At 72.8% G+C, this 20,497-nt stretch carries 20 protein-coding genes; 9 read left to right on the forward strand and 11 right to left on the reverse strand.

Annotated elements, in window-relative coordinates; all coding sequences use genetic code 11:
- Window positions 1-1,244, forward strand: a 1,244-nt coding sequence (locus tag MR1_RS20410; protein ID WP_303621323.1) for an SbcC/MukB-like Walker B domain-containing protein, incomplete at its 5' end; no start/stop codon positions are given.
- On the opposite strand, the gene MR1_RS11525 is transcribed toward MR1_RS20410, so the two are convergent.
- The gene (locus tag MR1_RS11525) at window positions 1,232-1,807 is read right to left on the reverse strand and encodes a phosphorylase family protein (RefSeq protein ID WP_067246725.1); all 576 of its coding nucleotides are present in this window, start codon (window positions 1,805-1,807) and stop codon (window positions 1,232-1,234) included. The two genes, MR1_RS20410 and MR1_RS11525, sit on opposite strands and share 13 nt — an antisense overlap.
- A gap of 95 nt (window positions 1,808-1,902) precedes the next feature.
- Here MR1_RS11525 and nadE point away from each other — a divergent pair, with 95 nt between their 5' ends.
- From nadE to MR1_RS11540, 3 genes are all read left to right on the forward strand, one after another.
- Entirely contained in the window at window positions 1,903-2,721 is an 819-nt protein-coding gene (gene nadE, locus MR1_RS11530; RefSeq protein WP_067246636.1) for an ammonia-dependent NAD(+) synthetase, read from the forward strand.
- 94 nt (window positions 2,722-2,815) lie between these two features.
- Window positions 2,816-6,364 (forward strand): TM0106 family RecB-like putative nuclease, encoded by a 3,549-nt coding sequence (locus tag MR1_RS11535; RefSeq protein ID WP_255218141.1) that lies wholly within the window; start codon window positions 2,816-2,818, stop codon window positions 6,362-6,364.
- Window positions 6,351-7,118 carry a GNAT family N-acetyltransferase gene (locus tag MR1_RS11540; protein ID WP_067246639.1) on the forward strand — a complete coding sequence of 256 codons (768 nt, stop codon included), beginning with the start codon at window positions 6,351-6,353 and terminating at the stop codon, window positions 7,116-7,118. The genes MR1_RS11535 and MR1_RS11540 overlap by 14 nt, the downstream gene beginning before the upstream one ends.
- A 94-nt stretch (window positions 7,119-7,212) precedes the next feature.
- On the opposite strand, the gene upp is transcribed toward MR1_RS11540, so the two are convergent.
- Entirely contained in the window at window positions 7,213-7,845 is a 633-nt protein-coding gene (gene upp, locus MR1_RS11545) for a uracil phosphoribosyltransferase (RefSeq protein ID WP_067246642.1), read from the reverse strand.
- 137 nt (window positions 7,846-7,982) lie between these two features.
- Here upp and MR1_RS11550 point away from each other — a divergent pair, with 137 nt between their 5' ends.
- Window positions 7,983-8,414 carry a nucleoside deaminase gene (locus MR1_RS11550; protein WP_067246732.1) on the forward strand — a complete coding sequence of 144 codons (432 nt, stop codon included), beginning with the start codon at window positions 7,983-7,985 and terminating at the stop codon, window positions 8,412-8,414.
- Window positions 8,415-8,489: 75 nt separating this feature from the next.
- On the opposite strand, the gene MR1_RS11555 is transcribed toward MR1_RS11550, so the two are convergent.
- Window positions 8,490-9,371 carry an alpha/beta hydrolase gene (locus MR1_RS11555; protein WP_067246645.1) on the reverse strand — a complete coding sequence of 294 codons (882 nt, stop codon included), beginning with the start codon at window positions 9,369-9,371 and terminating at the stop codon, window positions 8,490-8,492.
- Window positions 9,372-9,387: 16 nt separating this feature from the next.
- Window positions 9,388-10,359, reverse strand: a complete 972-nt coding sequence (locus tag MR1_RS11560; protein ID WP_067246647.1) for a cation diffusion facilitator family transporter — start codon at window positions 10,357-10,359, stop codon at window positions 9,388-9,390.
- Between the two features lie 78 nt (window positions 10,360-10,437).
- On the opposite strand from MR1_RS11560, the gene proC reads away from it, so the two are divergent.
- The gene (gene proC, locus MR1_RS11565) at window positions 10,438-11,277 is read left to right on the forward strand and encodes a pyrroline-5-carboxylate reductase (protein WP_067246650.1); all 840 of its coding nucleotides are present in this window, start codon (window positions 10,438-10,440) and stop codon (window positions 11,275-11,277) included.
- A 51-nt stretch (window positions 11,278-11,328) separates the two neighbouring features.
- Here the strand turns inward: proC and MR1_RS11570 are convergent, their stop codons facing one another.
- From MR1_RS11570 to MR1_RS11590, 5 genes are all read right to left on the reverse strand, one after another.
- Window positions 11,329-12,921 carry a hypothetical protein gene (locus MR1_RS11570; protein WP_067246652.1) on the reverse strand — a complete coding sequence of 531 codons (1,593 nt, stop codon included), beginning with the start codon at window positions 12,919-12,921 and terminating at the stop codon, window positions 11,329-11,331.
- Entirely contained in the window at window positions 12,903-13,679 is a 777-nt protein-coding gene (locus tag MR1_RS11575) for an ABC transporter ATP-binding protein (protein WP_067246655.1), read from the reverse strand. Before MR1_RS11575 ends, MR1_RS11570 begins: the two co-directional genes overlap by 19 nt.
- A 76-nt stretch (window positions 13,680-13,755) precedes the next feature.
- On the reverse strand, window positions 13,756-14,475 hold the full coding sequence (locus tag MR1_RS11580) for an alpha/beta fold hydrolase (protein ID WP_067246658.1): 720 nt from the start codon (window positions 14,473-14,475) through the stop codon (window positions 13,756-13,758).
- A gap of 157 nt (window positions 14,476-14,632) precedes the next feature.
- A complete protein-coding gene (locus tag MR1_RS11585; RefSeq protein ID WP_067246661.1) occupies window positions 14,633-15,304 on the reverse strand; it encodes a potassium channel family protein in 672 nt (223 codons plus the stop codon).
- 126 nt (window positions 15,305-15,430) lie between these two features.
- Window positions 15,431-16,861, reverse strand: coding sequence for a TrkH family potassium uptake protein (locus tag MR1_RS11590; protein WP_084344556.1), 1,431 nt, complete (start codon window positions 16,859-16,861; stop codon window positions 15,431-15,433).
- Between the two features lie 77 nt (window positions 16,862-16,938).
- On the opposite strand from MR1_RS11590, the gene MR1_RS11595 reads away from it, so the two are divergent.
- Entirely contained in the window at window positions 16,939-17,355 is a 417-nt protein-coding gene (locus MR1_RS11595; protein WP_067246663.1) for an ArsR/SmtB family transcription factor, read from the forward strand.
- Between the two features lie 39 nt (window positions 17,356-17,394).
- Here MR1_RS11595 and MR1_RS11600 read toward each other — a convergent pair whose 3' ends face one another.
- Complete coding sequence (locus MR1_RS11600; RefSeq protein WP_067246666.1) at window positions 17,395-18,216, reverse strand: ABC transporter permease; 822 nt, start codon at window positions 18,214-18,216, stop codon at window positions 17,395-17,397.
- A complete protein-coding gene (locus MR1_RS11605) occupies window positions 18,213-19,124 on the reverse strand; it encodes an ATP-binding cassette domain-containing protein (protein ID WP_067246669.1) in 912 nt (303 codons plus the stop codon). Before MR1_RS11605 ends, MR1_RS11600 begins: the two co-directional genes overlap by 4 nt.
- 82 nt (window positions 19,125-19,206) lie before the next feature.
- On the opposite strand from MR1_RS11605, the gene MR1_RS11610 reads away from it, so the two are divergent.
- Both MR1_RS11610 and MR1_RS11615 read left to right on the forward strand, forming a co-directional pair.
- Window positions 19,207-20,196 (forward strand): TetR/AcrR family transcriptional regulator C-terminal domain-containing protein, encoded by a 990-nt coding sequence (locus tag MR1_RS11610; protein ID WP_067246672.1) that lies wholly within the window; start codon window positions 19,207-19,209, stop codon window positions 20,194-20,196.
- A gap of 101 nt (window positions 20,197-20,297) precedes the next feature.
- Complete coding sequence (locus tag MR1_RS11615; protein WP_067246676.1) at window positions 20,298-20,489, forward strand: helix-turn-helix domain-containing protein; 192 nt, start codon at window positions 20,298-20,300, stop codon at window positions 20,487-20,489.
- Window positions 20,490-20,497 lie beyond the last annotated feature (8 nt).

Here is a 20,497-nt window from a genome sequence, read left to right on the forward strand (position 1 = left end):
CCGCGCAGGCCGCGGCCGCGCGCGCCGAGGAGCACGAGCGCGCGCTGACCGCGGCCCACCGTCGCCGGGAAGAGAACGGGGCGCGTCACGATGAGGCGGTCCGGACGCTGGCGGAGGCTCGGGAAAGGCTCGCTCGATGCGAGCAGCGCGCTGCCGAGGCCGACGCGGAGATCGCCCGGGCGCGCGGGGAGCACGAAAGCGTCGCGGATCGCCTCGATGACCTGCGCCGCGCCATCGCTGCGGCGGTCGACGCGGCCGCGGCGAGCGAGGAGCGGGCGTCACGCACCGCGGCGGCCGAGGAGGCGTTCTCCGCGCAGAGGCGCGCCCTGGAGGAGTCGCCGTTCGCCGATGCGGAGGCGGCCGAGGCGGCCCTGCTCGCGCCGACGGAGCTCGCCGCGCTGGAGAGCCGTCTCACCGCCCACGCGGTGCAGCGCGAGAAGGAGCGCGACACCCTTCTGCACCTCGAGCTGCGGATGCTCCCGGAGGAGCCCATCGATCTGGATCCGGTGACGCGCGCCGCCGCGGACGCCCGCGAGGCGTGGAAGCTCGCCGTGGGGGCCGCGGCGCGGGCGGAGGAGACCGCGGCGCGGCTGCGGGGACTCGTCGACGATGCCGAGGCGGAGCACGCCGTCTCAGCCGAGGAGCAGGCGGAGTTCGACGTGCTGCGCGGGCTCGCGGACACCCTGGCCGGACGCGGCGAGAACACCCGGAAGATGAACCTGGAGACGTTCGTGCTCGCCGCGGAGCTGGAGGAGATCGTCGCCGCGGCCACGCTCCGGCTGCAGGACATGTCCTCCGGGCGCTACCAGTTGCGCCACTCCGATGCGCTGGCCGCGCGCGGCGCCGCCTCCGGGCTCGGGATCGTCGTGTTCGACGCCTTCACCGGTCAGACGAGGCCGGCCCGATCGCTCTCCGGCGGCGAGACGTTCCTCGGCTCTCTCGCCCTCGCCCTGGGGCTCGCCGAGGTCGTGACGGCGCGGGCCGGGGGGATCCGGTTGGACACGCTCTTCATCGACGAGGGCTTCGGATCGCTCGACGCCGACACCCTGGAGGTGGCCATGCGCACCCTGGACGAGCTGCGCCAGGGAGGCCGGACCGTCGGCGTCATCAGCCACGTCGAGGCCATGCAGGAGCAGATCCCCGCGCAGCTGACGGTGCGAGCCACGCCGGACGGGCCGAGCGTGATCGACGCGCCCCGGTCGGTCGGGCCGGGCGCCGGGGAAGACCCGGGTCAGACGCCGTAGTCGGCGCGGATGCGCTCGCGCAGCTGACGGCTGCAGCGGTCCAGAGCCGCCTTCCAGTCGGTGAGCGCACCGTCCTCCGCACGGTCCGAGACGGCGCGCAGCACGCGGATCGGCACCCCGAAGCGCTGCGCCACCCAGATGTACGCGTAGGTCTCCATGTCGACGAGCACGGCGCCGAGGGGCCGGATGGTCGCCGTCGCCTCGACGTCGTCGACGAAGTGGTCGCCGGTGGCGATGACTACGCCGTCCCGGCCGGTGGAGACGCGCGCGGGCAGGGACACGTGCTGCCCGACGATGCCGTCGATGTCGGTGACGTCGTGCTGGATCGCCGTGCCGACCTCGTGCACGTCCGCGTCGAGATCCGGATCGATCGCCCCGGCGGTCCCCACGACGACGACCTCCTCGTACGTGCGCCGGGACAGCGCCATGGTCAGCGCGTACGTGGCCTGGAGTTTGCCGGGGCCGGTGACGAGGCGCTCGAAACCGGGAAGCGCATCGCTGAAGCCCTCCTCGGCCGGGAACGCGGACAGTTCGGAGGCGAGGGCGGCGACGAGAAGTCTCACCGGATCATCCTGCCACTCCCGGGCATCCCACCCGGCGTCGTTCATACCGTCGTAACGTGGCGAGGCGGATACTGGACCGGACGAACGGAGTTGCCGTGACCCTGCAGCAGGACATCATCGACGCCCTCGGCGTGCGCGCCGACATCGATCCGCACGCCGAGATCGAACGCCGCGTGGCGTTCCTCGCCGACTACCTCGCGCGCACCGGCGCCCGCGGCTACGTCCTGGGCATCTCCGGCGGTCAGGACTCGACGCTCGCCGGGCGTCTCGCGCAGCTCGCCGTCGAGCGCGTCCGGGCGCAGGGCGGGGAGGCCGCGTTCATCGCCGTGCGGCTCCCGTACCGGGTGCAGCACGACGCCGACGACGCCGCGGCGGCCCTGGACTTCATCGCCCCCGACGAGCGCGTCGAGGTGAACATCGAACACGGCGTGGACGGGCTGGAGACGGACCTGGAGGCCGCAGGCGTCGGCGAGATCAGCGATTTCCAGCGCGGGAACATCAAGGCGCGGCTGCGGATGGTGACGCAGTACGCGATCGCCGGGCACCGCGGCATGCTCGTGATCGGGACCGACCACGCCGCGGAGGCCGTCACCGGCTTCTTCACCAAGTTCGGCGACGGCGCCGCCGACCTCACCCCGCTGGCGGGACTGACGAAGAGACAGGGCAGGGCGCTGCTGCAGGAGCTCGGCGCACCGGACCGCCTGGCGTTCAAGGTGCCGACCGCGGACCTGCTGGACGGCAACCCGGGCCGTTCCGACGAGGACGAGCTCGGCCTCACGTACGAGCAGATCGACGACTACCTGGAGGGACGGGAGATCTCCGCCGACGCCGCGCAGCGTCTCGAGGGCAAGTACCTCGCGACGGCGCACAAGCGTCACCTTCCCGTGACGCCGGACGACGCCTGGTGGCGCTGAGCTCCTGAGCCCCGTCGGCGGGGATGTCCGCGGGGCGGTCTAGGGTTTCAGGAGCGGCCGGACGAGGCCGTGCCACCCGAGGCAAGGAGTCCCTGTGCGCGTCATCCCCGCATCCGATCCCGCTTCCCCCGGCGGGACGGCGCGGGTGGTCTGGAGCGCGACGGACCTCAAGCTCGCCGCGGAATGCGAGTTCGCCTGGGCGAGGGCGCTGGACGCGAAGCTCGGTCGTGTGCCCGCGGTCGAGGATCCCGAGGACGCCACGCTGCGCCGGGCCGCCGAGCTCGGCGACGCGCACGAGCTCGCGGTGCTCGGCGACTACGTCGCGCGGTTCGGGACGGCCTCCGGCGGCGGTCCGGGCGTCGTGGAGCTGCCCAAGGTCTCCGCCGCCGACCCGGACGCCCTGGCCGCGGTCGTCGCGGAGACGGAGCGCGCGCTGCGGTCGGACGCCGACGTGGTCTTCCAGGCCGCGTTCTCGACGCCGGAGTTCGTCGGGTTCGCGGATTTCCTGCGACGCGACGATGAGGGCCGTTGGCGGGTGCAGGACTCGAAGCTGGCCCGGCACGCGCGGGTGACCGCGCTCATGCAGCTCGCCGCATACGTCGATCAGCTCGACCGTCTCGGCATCCCGCGCGCCGACGAGGTCGACCTGATCCTCGGGGACCGCTCGGTCAGCACCCACGCCGTCGACGACCTGCTCCCGCTGTTCCACGTCCGGCGAGCCCGATTGCGGCGCATCATCGCGGACCGACGTATCGAGGAGGCCGAGGCCGGCGCGCCGCTCGCCTGGGGCGACGACCGCGGCGATCTCCAGATCGTCGCGTGCGGCCGGTGCGCGACGTGCGAAGAGCAGGTGGAGGCCCACCGCGACCTGCTGCTCGTCGCACGCATGCGGCCGGTCCAGCGTCAGCGTCTGCGGGCCGCCGGGATCACGACGATCGACGCCCTCGCCGCGGCCTCTGAGGCGCCCGAGGGGATGAGCACCGAGACGTTCACGGCCCTGCGGTCTCAGGCCCGCCTGCAGGTCGCGGCGCCGACGGAGCCCGGCGAGGCGCCGACGTTCGAGCTCGTGTCCGCGAACGCGATCGGGATGCTCCCCCGCCCGAGCCGCGGCGACCTGTTCTTCGACTTCGAAGGCGACCCGCTCTACACCGAGGCGGCACCGGATGCGCCGTGGGGGCTGGACTACCTGTTCGGCTGGGTGGACGACGCCGAGCAGTACTCGGCGCTGTGGGCGCACACCTTCGCCGACGAGAAGAAGGCGCTGCTCGACTTCCTCGCCTTCGTGAAGCTGCGCCGGCAGACCCACCCCGATCTGCACATCTATCACTACGCCCCGTACGAGACCTCGCACCTGGCGGCCATGGCGGCCCGGCACGGCGTGGGGGAGGCGGATGTCGACCGGCTGCTGCGGGAGGGCGTCTTCGTCGACCTCTATCCCCTGGTGCTCCGAGCGGTGCGGGTCGGCTCGCGGTCCTACTCGATCAAGAAGCTGGAGCCGCTGTACATGGGCGCGGAGGTCCGTACCAGCGACGTCCAGAAGGGGGACGACTCGATCGTGCAGTACGTCCAGGCGCGCGCGCTCGCGGCGGAGGGGCGGACGACGGAGGCGGACGCGATCCTCGAGGACCTCGCCGACTACAACCGCTACGACTGCGTCTCGACGAGACGACTGCGGAACTGGCTCGTGGATCTCGCGCGCCAGGAGCGCGTGCTGCCCGCGCCGCCGGACGACCCGGAGACCAGGGCCTACGAGCCGTCGCCGCTGTCGGTCGCCCTGCAGTCGGAGGCGCAGCGTGCCGACGAGGAGGAGCGGGACGGCGAGATCTATCGCGTCGCGGCCGCCGCGATCGACTACTACCCCAGGGAGGCGAAGAACTTCTGGGTCGCGCATTTCCAGCGGCTGCGCGAGCCCGTGTCCCTCTGGGAGTCGACGCGCGACGTGCTGCGGGTGGATCCCGAACGGTCCGCGGCGGTCGGCGACTGGGAGATCGAGGACGGCAAGCGGGTGCTGACGCGGACCATCGCGCTGCGCGGCGAGCTGGCCCCCGGCAGCACGATCGGGGTCGGCGCCCGCCCGTTCGCCCTGTACGCCGTGCCGGCGCCGTTCGACGGCGAGTTCCCGTCGCGGGTGATCCACGTGCCGCACGAGGTCGAGGTCGTGGAGGTCGGCGAGGACGCGCTGGTCGTCTGCGAGCGCGCGGTGCAGGGCCAGACGTGGGAAGAGCTCCCGGTGGCCCTCACCCCGGCCGCGCCCCCGCACGTCGGCGCGCAGCAGGGCGCGATCGAGGAGTGGGCGGGCGCCGTCCACGCGGCCGCGCCCGGGTTCCCGGAGGACGCGGCCACCGACGTGCTGCGGCGCATCCCGCCGCGGACGATCTCGGGCGCACCGCTGCCGACCGCGGAGGACGGCGGGGCCGCCGACGCGATCGTGCGCGGGATCCTCGACCTGGATCGCAGCTACCTCGCCGTGCAGGGACCTCCGGGCACGGGCAAGACCTACACCGGGTCCCAGGTGATCGCCCGGCTCGTCCGTGAGCACGGCTTCCGCGTCGGCGTCGTCGCCCAGTCGCACGCGATCGTGGAGAACCTGCTCGACCGTGTGGTCGCGGCCGGGGTCCCCGCCGCTCAGGTCGCGAAGGCCCCGAAGAACGGCGGCGACGGCGACGAACCGGCGTACACGGTGATCCGCAAGGACGGCATGGCCGCGTTCCTCGGCGAGAACGCCGGCCGCGGCGTCGTCGTCGGGGGAACGGCCTGGGACTTCGCCAACACCCGCCGCGTGGAGCGCAAGGCGCTGGACCTCCTCGTGATCGACGAGGCGGGGCAGTTCTCCCTCGCCTCGACCATCGCCGTCGCCGCGGCGGCGCAGCGGCTGCTCCTCCTCGGCGATCCGCAGCAGCTGCCGCAGGTGAGCCAGGGAGCGCACCCCGAGCCGGTCGACACCTCGGCGCTGGGGTGGGTGATGGCGGGGCGCGCGGTCATCGACCCCGGGCACGGCACGTTCCTCGCGCGCTCCTGGCGGATGCATCCCGCGGTGGCGGCCCCCGTCTCGCGGCTGTCGTACGCGGGGCGCCTCGCCTCCGCGCCGGGCGCCGAGCGGCGGATCATCGAGGGGGTCGAGCCCGGGCTCCACGTCCGCGCCGTACGGCATCGGGGCAACGCGACGCAGTCGCCCGAGGAGGCGGCGGAGGTCGTCCGGATCGTGGCCGATCTCGTCGGGCGCCCGTACCGCGACGCGATGGAGGACCCCGACGCACCGGCGCGGATCCTGCGGACGTCGGACATCATCGTGGTCGCCCCGTACAACGCGCAGAAGCAGCTGATCCACGAGGAGCTGTCGGCCGCCGGCTTCGGCGACGTCGAGGTCGGCACCGTCGACAACTTCCAGGGCAAGGAAGCGGTCGTCTCGATCACCTCGCTCGCCGCGTCCAGCGGACGCGATGCTCCACGCGGACCGGACTTCCTGCTCCTCCAGAACCGCCTCAACGTCGCCGTGTCGCGGGCCAAGGCCGTGGCCTACCTCGTGCATTCGCCGGCCCTGCTCGACGATCTGCCGTGGACGCCGGAGGGCGTGGCACGGCTCAGCGCCTTCGCCCGCCTGGTGGGTGCGGACCGTGAAGGCGGTGCCCATGCGGTCGCCTGACGACATCGCGCGGGCGTCGGCCTCCTGGGTGTGGCACCCGCGGGACAGTGAGCATGACGACCAGCACCTGCACCTCGTGCGCTACCCCGCACGCTTCGGCGGCGGCGTCCGGGCGTCGCGGATCGACACGGACCTGGACGCGGCGGAGGTCGTGTCGCTCGCGATCGACCGGACCCGTGCCTGGGGCGAGAACCGTCTCGTCGTCTGGGTGGGCGCGGCGGACCGGCCGGACGTCGAGGACGAGCTCCGACGCATCGGCGCCGTGCACGACGACACGGTCACCGTGTTCGCCCGTCCGCTTCCCGGGGATCCGATCCCGGTGCCGGACGACGTCACCGTCGAGATCGTGCGGACGATCGATCAGGTGCGGGACGTGGACGCCGTGAACGTCCCGGTCTGGGAGCAGGCTCCGCTCGACGCCGAGGGACTGCGCGCGGAGCACGCGGAGGTGACGACCGCGCTCGAATCCGGAGAGGGCTGCCGGGTGCTGTCCCGGATCGACGGTCGACCGGTCGGCACCGGAGGCTGCACCGTCGTCGACGGGTTCCTGCGGCTGTGGGGCGCGGCGACACTGCCCGAGGTGCGTGGGCGTGGCGCCTACCGGGCCGTCCTGGCGGAACGGCTGCGGTGGGGAGCCGCCCAGGGGGCGGACACCGCGCTCGTGAAGGGCAGGATCGAGACCTCCGCCCCGATCCTCGCGCGTGCCGGGTTCCGGCGCTTCGGCGAGGAGCGGTCCTACTCGATCCGGCTCTGAACGCCGCCACCGGTCGCCGTCCGCGGCATCGTCGGGGACGAGGCAGGCGCGGGATCAGGGAACCAGCGCGCGGCGGCGCGGGCAGCGCGAGGGATCAGACGGTGCCGTAGAGCCGGTCTCCGGCGTCGCCGAGACCGGGGACGATGTAGCCCTTCTCGTTCAGACGCTCGTCGAGGGCGCCGAGGACGAGGGTGACGTTGCGATCGCCGACGAGCTTCTCGATGGTCGCCACGCCCTCGGGGGTGCCCAGGAGGCAGATCGCCGTGACGTCCTCCGCACCGCGGTCGAAGAGGAACTGGATGGCGGCGGCGAGGGATCCGCCGGTGGCGAGCATGGGGTCGATCGCGAAGCACTGGCGATCGCTGAGGTCGTCGGGGAGGCGCTCGGCGTAGGTGGTCGGCTCGAAGGTCTCCTCGTCGCGGACCATTCCGAGGAAGCCGACCTCCGCGGTCGGGAGGAGCTTGACGAGCCCCTCCAGCATCCCGAGCCCGGCGCGCAGGATCGGGACCACGATCGGCCGGGGTTCGGAGATCTTGACGCCCGTGGTCGTGGTGACGGGCGTGGTGATCTCGATCGGGCTGACCCGGACGTTGCGGGTCGCCTCGTAGGCGAGCAGCGTCACGAGCTCCTCGGTCAGCTGGCGGAACACCGGCGACGGAGTGCGCTCGTCGCGCAGCACCGACAGCTTGTGGGTGATGAGGGGGTGGTCGGCGACGTGCACACGCATAGATACAGGCTAGTGCGCCGCGGGTCGGTCCGCCGCCCCGGTCCGGCGCGCAGCGCGCGGCAGTAGGCTCGGGACCCAGGACGCTCGGGCTCGGGAGGGCGATGGTGACGGTCGGGATGCAGCGATACGCCGACGCGATGTCCCGTGCCCTCACGCTCGCGTCCGAGGCCGTCCGCGCGGGGGAGATCCCGGTGGGCGCCGTCGTCCTGGACACGGAGGACCGGATCGTCGGCGAAGGACGCAACGACCGGGAGGAGTCCGGGGATCCGACCGGGCACGCGGAGATCGTCGCGCTCCGGACCGCGGCGGCCGCGCGCGGCTCCTGGAACCTCGACGGCTGCACCCTCGTCGTGACGCTGGAGCCGTGTGCGATGTGCGCGGGGGCGATCCTCCAGGCACGCGTCCCGCGGGTCGTGTTCGGCGCGTGGGACGACAAGGCCGGGGCCGCGGGGTCGATGTACGACCTGCTCCGCGACCGCCGTCTGCCGTACCGCGCCGAGGTCGTCGGTGGGGTGGCTGAGGCGGAGTCCGCCGCACTGCTGCGCGCCTTCTTCGAGTCCCGCCGCTAGCCCGCCCCCTCCGTTCGCCGAGTGGTCAGTTTCTGCGGGTTCGCGGCGCTCGAACCCACAGAAACTGACCACTCGTCACGTGGGGAGGGCGAGGTCGGCCAGGCGCTCGACGAGGAAGAGGTACGCCTGGGCGTGCGGGTCGAAGTAGCCGCGATCGGTCCGCCCCTGCTCGTCGACGCTCGTGCGGGAGGCGTGCCCGGTCGTCGCCAGCCCCCGGGTTCCGTCCGAGCCCGCGACCGGGCCGCCGTCCGCGTCGTAGACGACGGCGCCCTCGACGTCGCGGGGATCGACCGGATGCTGGCCGAAGCGCCCGAGCGGCGCGACCGCGTCGGCCGACGCCTCGGTCGCGTAGTAGATCAGCTGGCCCGCGGCGATCGCATCCTCGATCGCTCCCGCGGCCATCCGTGTGAGCCCCGCGGATCCGATCGAGAAGGCCGCGTCCACCTCGGACGACGCGCCCAGCACGACGAGCTCGCCGAACAGCGTCGACGAGTACGAGTACCCGACGACGGCGATCGCCGCCGTGGGGTTCGCCGCGCGGATCCGATCCAGGTCCGCGCCGAGCCGGGCCGCCCCGATCGTCGCGTGCGCGGTGGCCAGCGCCGTGGCGTGCGTGCCCGAGTCGTACCCGAACCAGGCGATCGTCGCGACGCGGGCCGACCCGCCGCGCACGGTGACGGCCCGGATCACATCGGCGCACAGACGGCGGATCGTGTCCGCCCAGCTGGGCAGCTCGGACAGGTCGGTCGCGATGCCGTGCATCACCACCACGACCAGGTCAGCGGTGGCGACGTCGCCGAACGCGATGGTCGCGTACGGCTCGTCACCGAGGAAGAAGAGCTGCAGCAGACGGGCCTGGGAGTCCTCGCGCAGCACGTCGCGCACGTTCTGCAGCTTGTGCCGGGCGTGCTCGGCGAGATCGGGGCGCGCGAGCGCGTCGGCGAGCGGGTCCGTCATGGCGTGCGGCCCGGTCTCAGTCCTCGGACTTCAGCACGAAGGCGTCGGTCGGGGGCTGCGGGTCGCGGGACGGCCGGTAGACGTCGGGCTCCAGATAGATGACCCGCGCGATCGGCACCGCGGCGCGGATCCGCTCCTCGATCGCGTCGATGTCGCTCGCGGCCTCGCGGACGGTCCGGTCCGCGGGGAAGGCGACCTTCGCGGCGACCAGCAGCTCGTCCGGGCCGAGGTACAGCGTCTTGATGTGGATGAGCCGCTCGACGTCGGGCCCGGACTCGATGGCGTCGACGATGCGGCGGTGATCGGCCTCGGTCGCGCCCTCGCCCACCAGCAGGCTCTTCGTCTCGATCCCCAGGACGATCGCGATCAGCACCAGAAGCACGCCGATCATGAGCGTGCCGAGGGCGTCGAAGACCGAGTTCCCGGTGAGGACGGTCAGGCCCACGCCGAGGAGGGCGAAGGTCAGGCCGGTGAGGGCGCCGACGTCCTCGAGCAGGACGACCGGCAGCTCGGGCGCCTTGGCCCGGCGGATGAACGAGCTCCAGGACTGCCCCTGCTCGCGCACCCGGTTGCTCTCCTTCACCGCCGTCCTGAGCGAGAAGGACTCCAGCCCGATGGCGATCACGAGCACGACGAGCGGCAGCCACCACCAGACCGGGTCCAGGGCGTGCGGGTGGGTGAGCTTCTCCACGCCCTCGTAGATCGCGAACAGGCCGCCGAGGGAGAACAGGATGATCGAGACCACGAACGCGGAGACGTACCGCTCCCGGCCGTAGCCGAACGGATGCGCGCGGTCCGCGTGGCGGCGGGCCTTGCGCCCGCCGAGCATGAGCAGGAGCTGGTTGCCGGAGTCCGCGACGGAGTGGATCGCCTCGGCGAGCATCGATGCGGAGCCGGACAGCAGCCACGCCACGAGCTTCGCCAGGGCGATCCCCATGTTCGCCAGGAACGCCGCGAGAACCGCCTTGCCGCCGCCGGTCGCACTCATGGACCGAGTCTAGATCGCGCGCGGAGGACGGGTCTGCGGGCGAGCCGACGCACAGGGGCCGATCCTAGGATGGGCGGCATGGTCGATCAGCTTCCCTCCCTCGCTTTCCTCGGTGCCGGTTCGATGGGGGGAGCGATCCTCCGCGGCGTCGTCGCCTCGGGCATCCCCGTCGACGGCGGCATCACGGTGACCAACCGCACGGCCGCCAGGGCTCTGCCGCTGGCCGGGCTCGCGGGCGTGCGCAGCATCGCCCTCGAGGAGCAGCCGGACGGCAACCGGGAGGCCGCGGGATCGGCGCGCATCGTCATCGTCGGCGTCAAGCCGGCCATGGTCCCCGACTTGCTCGCGGAGATCGCCCCCCGGCTTCGTCCCGATGCCCTCGTCGTGAGCATCGCGGCGGGGGTCACCCTGGCGACCTTCCGTCGGATCCTCGGCGAGGGGGTCAGCGCGCTGCGGGCGATGCCGAACACCCCGGCGACGGTGGGACGGGCGGTCACGGGACTCGCGGCCGCGGAGGACGTCCGTCCCGAGGACGTCGGGCTCGTCCGGGCGCTGTTCGAGACCGTGGGGTCCGTGGTCGAGGTCCCCGAGGACCAGATCGACGCCCTGTCCACGATCTCCGGATCGGGACCCGCCTACGTGTACCTGCTCATCGAGGAGTTCACCCGGGCGGCCGTCGGCAAGGGGTTCTCCGAGGCGGACGCGCGTCTGCTCGCGGAGCAGACGTTCATCGGCGCCACGGCGCTGCTGGAGGCGTCGGGCGAGGACCCCGCCGAGCTCCGCCGCGGCGTCACCAGCCCGAAGGGCACGACCGAGCGCGCCATCGCCGTGCTCCAGGAGGCCCGTCTGGACGACGTGTTCGCCCGCGCCACCGACGCGGCCCTCGCCCGGGCCCGGGAGCTGGCCGCCGAGGGCTGATCCTGCGTCGGTCCGCGTGGTGCCGCCCCGACGAGGCGGGGCGGCACCGCGTCAGGACTCGCTGGACACCTCGGCGAGCAGCTCGGGCCACCGCCGGTCCAGGATCCGCCCGCCGAGGACCGCGCAGCCCCACACCGCGGCGCCGCCCAGCGCCACACCCAGGGTGAGGCTGACGCCGCCCAGCCACGGGGTCCAGATCGCCGCGATCGCGAACCCGAACGCCGGCGCGCCGACCACGAGGGCCACCGGGGTGATGATGAGCATCGCCAGCATGGACTGCACGCCGCCGGAGGAGCCGCGCCCGAACGGGCTGGCCTCGGGTGCCGGAGCGCGTCCCGGGAGGAAGGCGCCCACCCAGGCGCCGGCGCCGGCGGCGCCCGCGCCGAGGCCGATCGCCGCCCCGAGGCTCGCCGGGAGCAGGTCGATCCGTCCGACGAGCAGGCACGCGGCGAGGCAGAGGACGATCGTCACCGGAACGGCGATGATGCCGAAGCCGAGGAGCCGGCCCGCGCGGTCGGCGGTCCCGCGCACCCCGGCGTGGATGTGCAGCGCGATCGCGTCGTTGTCATAGGCGATCCCCATCTGGATGATCGTCCCGATGAGCAGGGCGTTGACGGAGGGGATCAGCACGGTGGCGGGGGAGAGCTGCGAGGCGTCCCCGCGCAGTCCGTTCATCACCGCGAGCCCCACGAGCAGCGCGGGAAGGAGCAGCATCATCACCACGTTGATGACCTGTCGCGGGTCACGGCGGAAGTAGCGGAGGGTGCGGGCGGCCACTGCTCCCGCCGGGGTCGCCGGGAGCAGGCGGTCGAGCATCCGCCCGGAGCGGACCCGCCCTCCGCCGCGCAGCTCGACCGGAGCGACGAGGCGAGCGGCCAGCAGCCCGCGGGCGGCGAACCAGAGGGCGGCCACCGTCGCCAGGGCGATGAGGAGGCGCAGCCCCGCCGCGGCGAGATCGCCGTCGACGAGCGCCGCGGGGACGCCGAACGCGGCGCCGAGGGGGGTCCAGGCCACGACGCCGGCGATGGCGGTCAGGACCGTCGCGACGTCTTTCGCGGCGCTGACCGCACTGATCACGATGTTCACGAGCAGGCCCGAGCTGGCCAGCAGCAGGACCCCGACGGTGAGCACGAGATCCCGCATGCGCCGGTTGGCCAGCCACCGGGCGAGCAGACCGCTGACGACCCGGGCGCCCAGGACGCACGTTACGAGGGCGACGGGGAGCAGCAGGACGGCGGCGATCATCGCCGGGATGCTCACGGACCACCCGACGAGCATCAGCAGGAGCGCCAGCGCCGTGCCGAGTCCGCCGATCGTGGTGGCCCCCGCGACGACCATGCCCGGCAGCAGTGCCCCCGCGGTCACCGGGAGCAGCGCGAAGCGCTCCGGGGCGAGGGCGTCATCGGCGCTGACGATGATCGATCCGACCCACCAGCCGGCCACGATCACGGCGCCCACGAGCACCATGGCCGTCACCGCCGCCTCGGGCGCGGCGACGCGCAGCGCGGCGAGGCCTCCGGCCAGGAGCGCCAGCATCCCCGCGGCCATCAGCCCGGTGACGACGAGCGTGACGATGAGCCAGGGGTTCCGGCCCAGCTGGTGGCCGAGCTGCCGCCAGCGCAGGCCTACGAGGAGCGCAACCACGCCAGGGTCTCCGATCCGAGGTCATGGGCGCCGACGAGGGTCAGGAAGCGCTGCTGCAGGCTCATGCCGTCGCGCACCTCTTCGAGCGTGCCGTGGGCGAGCAGCCGGCCCTCCGCGACGATCGCGACCCGGTCGCACAGGGACTCCACGAGCTCCATCACGTGACTGGACAGCACGACGGTGCCGCCGCCGGCGACGTACGCGCGAAGGATCTGGCGGATCGTCTCACCGGAGACCGGATCGACGGCCTCGAGCGGCTCGTCGAGGATGAGCAGGCGCGGTGCATGGATGAGCGCGCACGCGAGGCCGATCTTCTTGCGCATCCCGGCCGAGTAGTCCACGACGAGCGTGTCGCCGGCGTCGGCGAGGCCGAGCGCCTCGAGCAGCTCGCCGGAGCGGGTCACGACGTCCGTCTCGGGCATGCCGCGCAGCAGCCCGGTGTAGCGCAGCAGCTCTGCGCCGGTGAGGCGGTCCAGCATGCGGACGCCGTCCGGGAGGACGCCCATCCGGGCCTTCGCGGCGGCCGGGTCCTGCCACACGTCGGCGCCCAGCACCCAGGCGGATCCGGCGTCGGGACGCAGCAGTCCCGTCGTCATCGCGAGCGTCGTCGTCTTCCCGGCGCCGTTGGGCCCGAGGAGCCCGAGCATGGATCCCGCGGGGACGTCGAGGGAGAGGTCGGCGACGGCCACCTTCTCCCCGAACTGCTTGCGGAGGGCACGGAGGGCGAGCACCGGGGGCGGTGCCGTGGGGTCGGTCATGCCTCCATCCCACCATGCGCGCCCCGCCCGGGACATCCGCCTCCAGACGGATCCTCGGAGGCGGTGCGCCCCGGGCTCAGTTCGAGGACGGGATGATGATCGCCTCGGTCGGCGGAGCGGGGTCCTGGTGGTGCCCGAGATAGCCGGTGCGCTCCAGGAGCGCGCGGCGGAAGGCGCTCGGCCGTTCCTGGTGCGGCACGCCGTCCACGCCCTCCAGCGCGACCTCGGTCACGTCCCCGCCGGCGCGGGTGTACGCGGCGAGGGCCTCGCGCATGGGAGACGCGGCCGCGCGGTCGTCGTCGCCGTGGATCCAGAGCACCGGCGGGGTGTGGTCCGAGTCGGCGAGGCCGGCGGTGTCCACGTCCTCCGAGCGCGGGGCCTGGAGGGTGAGGCTCAGCACGGGGGACTCCGACGCGTACTGGACGGCGACGGCGCCGCCGGTCGACCAGCCCACGAGGTGCGCGGTGGCGATCCCGAGGGCGTCGAGCACCGCGCGCACGTCCTCGACGGCGGCGGACGCGTCCAGCACAGCGCCGGCGTCGGACCCGTCCGTCGCACGCGCGCGGTCGGCCGCCCCGCGCAGATCCACCGCGATCACGCGCAGGTCCGAGGGCAGGTCCAGCATCATCTCCTGCCAGAGGAGGGCCGGGGCGACGTCGCCGTGGACGAAGACGATCGTCGCATCGGGGTCGGCGGAGGCGGCGTCGCCGGATCGCTCCAGGACGCCGACCCGGCGGTGGGGCGCGTCGATCAGGCGCGCGGAGATGCCCTCGAGGAGGGCGTCGGGATCGGGCATCGGTGCCTCCTTCCGTCGCGGATCCGTCGCGGTTCCGCGCTGCTTCCGACTCTACGCGCGCGCACGCGGCATCGCGCGGTGGCGCGGGGCGGCCCCGGTCGTTGAGCGAGGAGCGGGTCGCGCCGGCGCAGCGCTGTGCGGGGGTGCGGGACCCGGATCAGCGGTCGAGGGCGGCGAAGCGCTCGATGTCGCTGTTCGTGCCGGACACGATGATGAGGTCGTGGTTGGTGACGACCGTGTCGGCCTCCGCGTAGCGGAAGGGCTTGCCCGGGCTCTTCACGCCCACGACGGTGACGTTGTACTTGGAGCGCACCCCGGACTGGTTCAGCCCCACGCCGCGGATGAACTTCGGCGGGTACATCTTGGCCAGGACGAAGTCGTCGTCGAAGCGGATGAAGTCCAGCATCCGGCCGCTCACGAGGTGCGCGACGCGCTCGCCGGCCTCGCGCTCCGGGTAGATGACGTGGTTCGCGCCGACGCGGGCGAGGATCTTGCCGTGGGACTGGGACACGGCCTTCGCCCAGATCTGCGGGACCTTGAGGTCCACGAGGTTGGCGGTGATGAGGACGGACGCCTCGATGAGCGATCCGACGGCGACCACGGCGACCTGGAAGTCCTGGGCGCCGATCTGCCGCAGCGCGTCGATGTTGCGCGCATCGGCCTGCACGGTGTGGGTGACGCGCTCCGACCACTTCTGCACCAGCTCCAGGCTGTCGTCGATCGCGAGCACCTCGCGGTCCAGGCGGTCCAGCTCCCCGGCGCACGCTGCTCCGAACCGACCCAGGCCGATGACGAGCACGGGTGCATCGGTGCGCAGCACTTCAACCATGCCGATTACTCTAACGCCGTCGTTTCTCTCGCCGAGACCCCCTCGGGCCGTCGACACCCCCTCTGGCGCGCGCGGATACGAGGGGGTCTCGGCGGGGAGAGGGGGTTTCGGGGAAGCAACGCGGGATCAGCCGACGATCGGGCGCTCGACGGGGAGGGAGTAGAGCTGCGAACGGCTCGTCGCGGCGACGGCCGCCGCGAGGGTGACCGTGCCGACGCGTCCCATGAAGATCGTGGCCGCCATGATGTAGCTCGCGCCGTCCGGAAGGCTCGCGGTCACCCCGGTCGACAGCCCGACCGTGCCGAACGCCGAGATCACGTCGAAGAGCACCTCGACGACCGGCTCCTTGGTGATCTGCGCGATGGCGATCGTGGAGACGGCGACGATCGTCGCCCCCCACGCCACGACGCTCAGCGCCACGCGCTGGACGTCGCTCGGGATCCGCCGGCCGAACGCCTCGACGGACGGGCGTCCCTTCGCCTCCGACCACACGGCGAGGGCGAGCACGGCGAGGGTGGTGACCTTGATGCCGCCGGCCGTGGACGCCGATCCTCCTCCGACGAACATCAGCATGGACGCGGCGAGCAGGGAGGAGCCGTTGAGGTCGGCCTGGTCGATCACGGAGAAGCCGCCCGACCGGGTCATCGCCGACTGGAAGAAGGCCTGGAACGTCGTGTCCGCGGCGTCCATGGATCCGAAGGTCCGCGGGTTGTCGTACTCCAGGAGGAGGAACACGCCCGCCCCGATGATGAAGAGCAGGACCGTCGTGATCAGGGTCAGCTTGGTGTGCAGCGACCACTTCTTCACGTGCCAGAGGTGCCGGGTCAGGGTGTAGATCACCGGGAACCCGATGCTCCCCAGGAACACGCCGACCATGAGCAGGCTCAGGACGAGGTAGTCGTCGGCGAAGGGCGCGAGCCCGCCCGGGTTCGGGGTGAACCCGGTGTTGGTGAACGCCATGGCGGCGTAGAACGGGGCCTCCCACAGCGCCGAGATCGGATCGACGCCGGCCATGAGCAGCGACGGGTACAGCAGCACCATGAGCCCGGCCTCGATGAGGAGCGCCGAGATCGCGACCGTGCGCAGCAGCTGGCCGACCTCGCCGAGCCGGACGGTCTGGCTCTCGTTGACCGGGCCGCCGTGCGCGCGCATCGGGTTCGTGTCTCCGGCCGCGATGAGCTTGGCGCGCAGGCCCAGGCGCTTCGAGATCACCAGGCCCATGACGGAGGCGAGGGTCAGCACGCCCAGTCCGCCGATGTTGACGCCGACGAACACGACGGCGTGGCCGAACGGGGACCAGTGGGTGGCCATGTCCACGGTCGACAGGCCTGTCACGCAGATCGTGGAGACGGCGGTGAACAGGGCGTCGGCGAGCGGGGTGACCGTCCGGTCCGCGCTCGCGATCGGCAGCGACAGGAGCCCGGTGAACAGCAGGATGAGGGAGGAGAAGACGACGATCGCGAAGCGCGAGGGAGAGGACGTCGTGAGGTCCTTGCCCACGCGGACCACGTCGCGCAGGTTCGCGCCGAGCGATCGCGGCTGTCCGCTGCGCGCCATGTCCCCCCGTCCTTCCGGTGACTCCCCGCGGAGCCCTCGTCATGGTACTCCGCCCGTGTCGCGGCTACCCTGATGTCATGACCGACATCTTCGACGTGATCTCGGACGGCACGCGGCGGGACATCCTCCAGCTCCTGCTCCGACGCTCCGCCGAAGGGGATGCCGGCACCAGCGTGACCCAGATCGTCAGCGAGCTGGGGATCAGCCAGCCCACCGTGTCGAAGCACCTCAAGGTCCTTCGTGACAGCGAGCTCGTCACGGTGCGCGAGGACGGTCAGCGCCGCTTCTACAGCCTGTCGGTCGGCCCCCTCGAGGAGGTCGACGACTGGCTCGTCCCGTTCCTCGTCGACGCGTACGGGGATTCCGCTCCCGACCTCTCCGGAGTCGTCCCGCCCCTGCCGGGCGGGGCCGCCCAGGCGGCGGAGGCCGTCGGCCGCGCGGCGGCGTCGGCCAAGCATGTCGTGCAGACCGCGCTCAAGCGCCTGGGCGCCTGAGCGCGGCCGCTCCCGCACACACGGCCGGCGGGTGATCGGTCAGCGGCGTCCGGCCTTGCGCCGGTAGAGCCAGGACCCCCAGGCGGCGGCGACGGCGAGGATCACCACGCACCAGCCGATGGCCCACCACTGCTGGCCCTCGAGAGGCGTCCCCAGCAGGAGTGCGCGGACGGTGTCGATGATCGGCGTGAGCGGCTGGTGCGCCGCGACCGGCTGCAGCCAGGAGGGCATCGACTCGACGTGCACGAATCCGCTCGACAGGTAGGGCAGGAACAGGAGCACGAAGCCGTATCCGTTGGCGCCCTCGGGGCTGCGGGCGGCCAGTCCGATCGCGGCGAACAGGTAGGTCAGGGCGAGGATGTACAGCGCCAGCAGCCCGGCGACGGCGATCCAGGTGCCCAGGTCCGCATGCGGACGGAAGCCCACGAGCAGGCCGACGCCGATGACGACGGCGGTCGCGACGAGGTTGCGCACGAGGCTCCCGATCACGTGCCCGGTCAGCACCGCGCTCGCTCTCAACGGCATGGTGCGGAAGCGATCGATGATGCCGTTCTTCATGTCCGCCGCGACGGAGACGGCGGTCGTGGCGGCGCCGAAGCCCGCGCAGGTGAGGATGATCCCCGGGACCACGTAGTTGACGTACTGGCCGCCCGGGTCGATCTCGCCGCCGAAGACCCACGTGAACATCAGCATGAGCATCACCGGCAGCAGGATCGCCATGAGGACGGACTCTCCGTCGCGGAGCGAGTGGCGAAGGCTCCGGCCGACGAACACCGCTTCGGGCGTGGCGCCGCGCAACCGCGGCCGCGGCGCAGGGGAGGGGACGAGCGGGGTGTCGGGGGTGAGGGCGGCGGTGCTCATGCGGACTCCTTCAGGAGGCTGGGCCCGGCGGCCGCGGGGCGGGCGCCGGGGACGGTGGTGAGGGCGAGGAAGACGTCGTCGAGCGTGGGACGCCGGAGGGAGACGATGCCGTCGACCTGATGGGCGGCGAGCTCGTCCAGCGCCCGGCGAAGGCCGTCGATCGAGCCGTCGGTGGCGAGCTCGCGCAGGAGCGTGCCGTCGGGGCCGTGCACCTGGACCGACTCCGCGCCGACGCGCTCCTTCAGCTCGGCGGCGGTGCCGAGGGCCGCGATGCGCCCCTGGTCGATGACCGCGATGCGGTCGGCGAGCTCGTCGGCCTCCTCCAGATACTGGGTGGTCAGGAACACGGTGGTGCCCGCGGCGGCCACGGCGCGGATGACGTCCCAGAGCTCGCGGCGGCTGCGGGTGTCCAGACCGGTGGTCGGCTCGTCGAGGAAGAGCACCTCCGGGGTCGTGACGAAGCTGAGCGCGAGGTCGAGCCGGCGGCGCATCCCCCCGGAGAACGTGCCGACCCGGCGGGTCGCCGCGTCCTGGAGACCGAAGCGACCCAGGAGCTCGGCCGCGCGCTGGCGGGCATCGCCGCGCCCGAGGCCGGCCAGGCGAGCGAAGAGCACGACGTTCTCGGCGGCGGTGAGGGCGTCGTCGACGGCGGCGGCCTGGCCGGTGAGGCTGATCCGCCGCTGCACCTCCACGGGCTGCGCGACGACGTCGTGCGCGGCGACCTCGGCCGAGCCCGCGTCCGGGTGGACGAGCGTCGTGAGGATGTTGATGGTCGTGGTCTTCCCGGCGCCGTTCGCGCCGAGCAGCGCGAAGATCTCGCCGCGTCGCACGGTGAGGTCGATGCCGTCGAGGACGGTGAGGGTGCCGAACCGCTTGCGCAGGCCCTGCACGTGGATGGCGGGACGCATCGCGTCTCCCTTCTGTGTATGGATGAAACTGTTTATGACCATAACACACTGTTTATGCAATACACAGGCCTAGACTGAGGGCATGTCCAGCGAGTCCGACGCCGTCCTCTCCGATCCGCCCGAGCTGCCGCGCGGGATCGCGCTCGCCTGGGGCATCGCGTCGAACCCCCAGCGCGGACCCAAGCGGGAGATGAGCGTGGAGCGGATCGTGGAGACCGCGGTCGCGCTGGCCGACCGGGACGGGCTCGGGGCGGTCTCCATGGCCGCCGTCGCCAAGGAGCTCGGCTTCACGCCGATGTCGCTCTATCGCTACGTCACCGCGAAGGACGACCTCCTGCTCCTGATGCAGGAGGAGGCGACGGGGCTGCCCCCGTCGGATCACGCCGACGCCGACGGCTGGCGCGCGAAGATCGAGGCGCTGCACCGGGCGCAGGTCGGGGTGTACCTGCGCCACACGTGGCTGCTGAGCCTGCCGATCCACGGTTCCCCGGTGACGCCGAACAACGCCGCGTGGATGGACGCCTACCTCACGGCGCTCGCCGACACCCCCCTGACCGCGGACGAGCGGCACGCGACCATGCTCGCGATCCTCGGCCACGCCCGCTGGTACGGGATCGTCACGGCCGGGTACACGGAGGCCGCGCGGGACCAGGGGATCACGGTCGAGGAGGTGGATGCCCGCGAGGCGGCGATCTTCTCCGCGGTGGTCGACGCCGAGGCGTATCCGGCCCTGCGGGCGGCGCTCGACGCCGGCGTCATGCAGTCGACGGCGGATCCGTTCGCCTTCGGGCTGGAGTGCCAGCTCGACGGCATCGAAGAGGCGATGCGCCGCCGGCGCGAGGCGTCGGCGAGCGGGGGCGAGGTCGCGCGGAGGGGGCTTCCGGCGCTGGATTCCGCCGCGGTCCCGCCGGAGCTCCTCGCCGACAAGCGGTACAAGGCGGCGGAGAAGACCGTGCGGGAGGCCGAGAAGGCGCTCCGCGACGCGGAGAAGGCGCTCCGGGCGGCCCGGAAGGCGCAGGGGCAGGCCCGCCGGGAGGCCGAGGAGCGGCTCGGGCGGGCGCGCGCGACGTGATCCGAGGCCGCGCCCGTCGGCGATCACAGCAGTCACTCGGGTTTACACCCGTCGCGGACAGCCCCTAGAGTGTGGGCTACCGGAAGAAGGGGGTACGGGGGATGCCCGAACTGCAGGACGTGCGGTTCCTGACGGTGGCCGAGGTCGCCGAGATCATGCGCGTGTCGAAGATGACGGTCTACCGTCTCGTCCACGCGGGTGAGCTTCCCGCCGTGCGCTTCGGCCGCAGCTACCGCGTGCCTGAGTCGGCGGTGACCGCCGCGCTCCAGCGCCCGATCGCCGACGCGGGCTGAGCCGCCGG

This window comes from Microbacterium resistens NBRC 103078 (genome assembly GCF_001552355.1).
GTDB classification, from domain to species: domain Bacteria; phylum Actinomycetota; class Actinomycetes; order Actinomycetales; family Microbacteriaceae; genus Microbacterium; species Microbacterium resistens.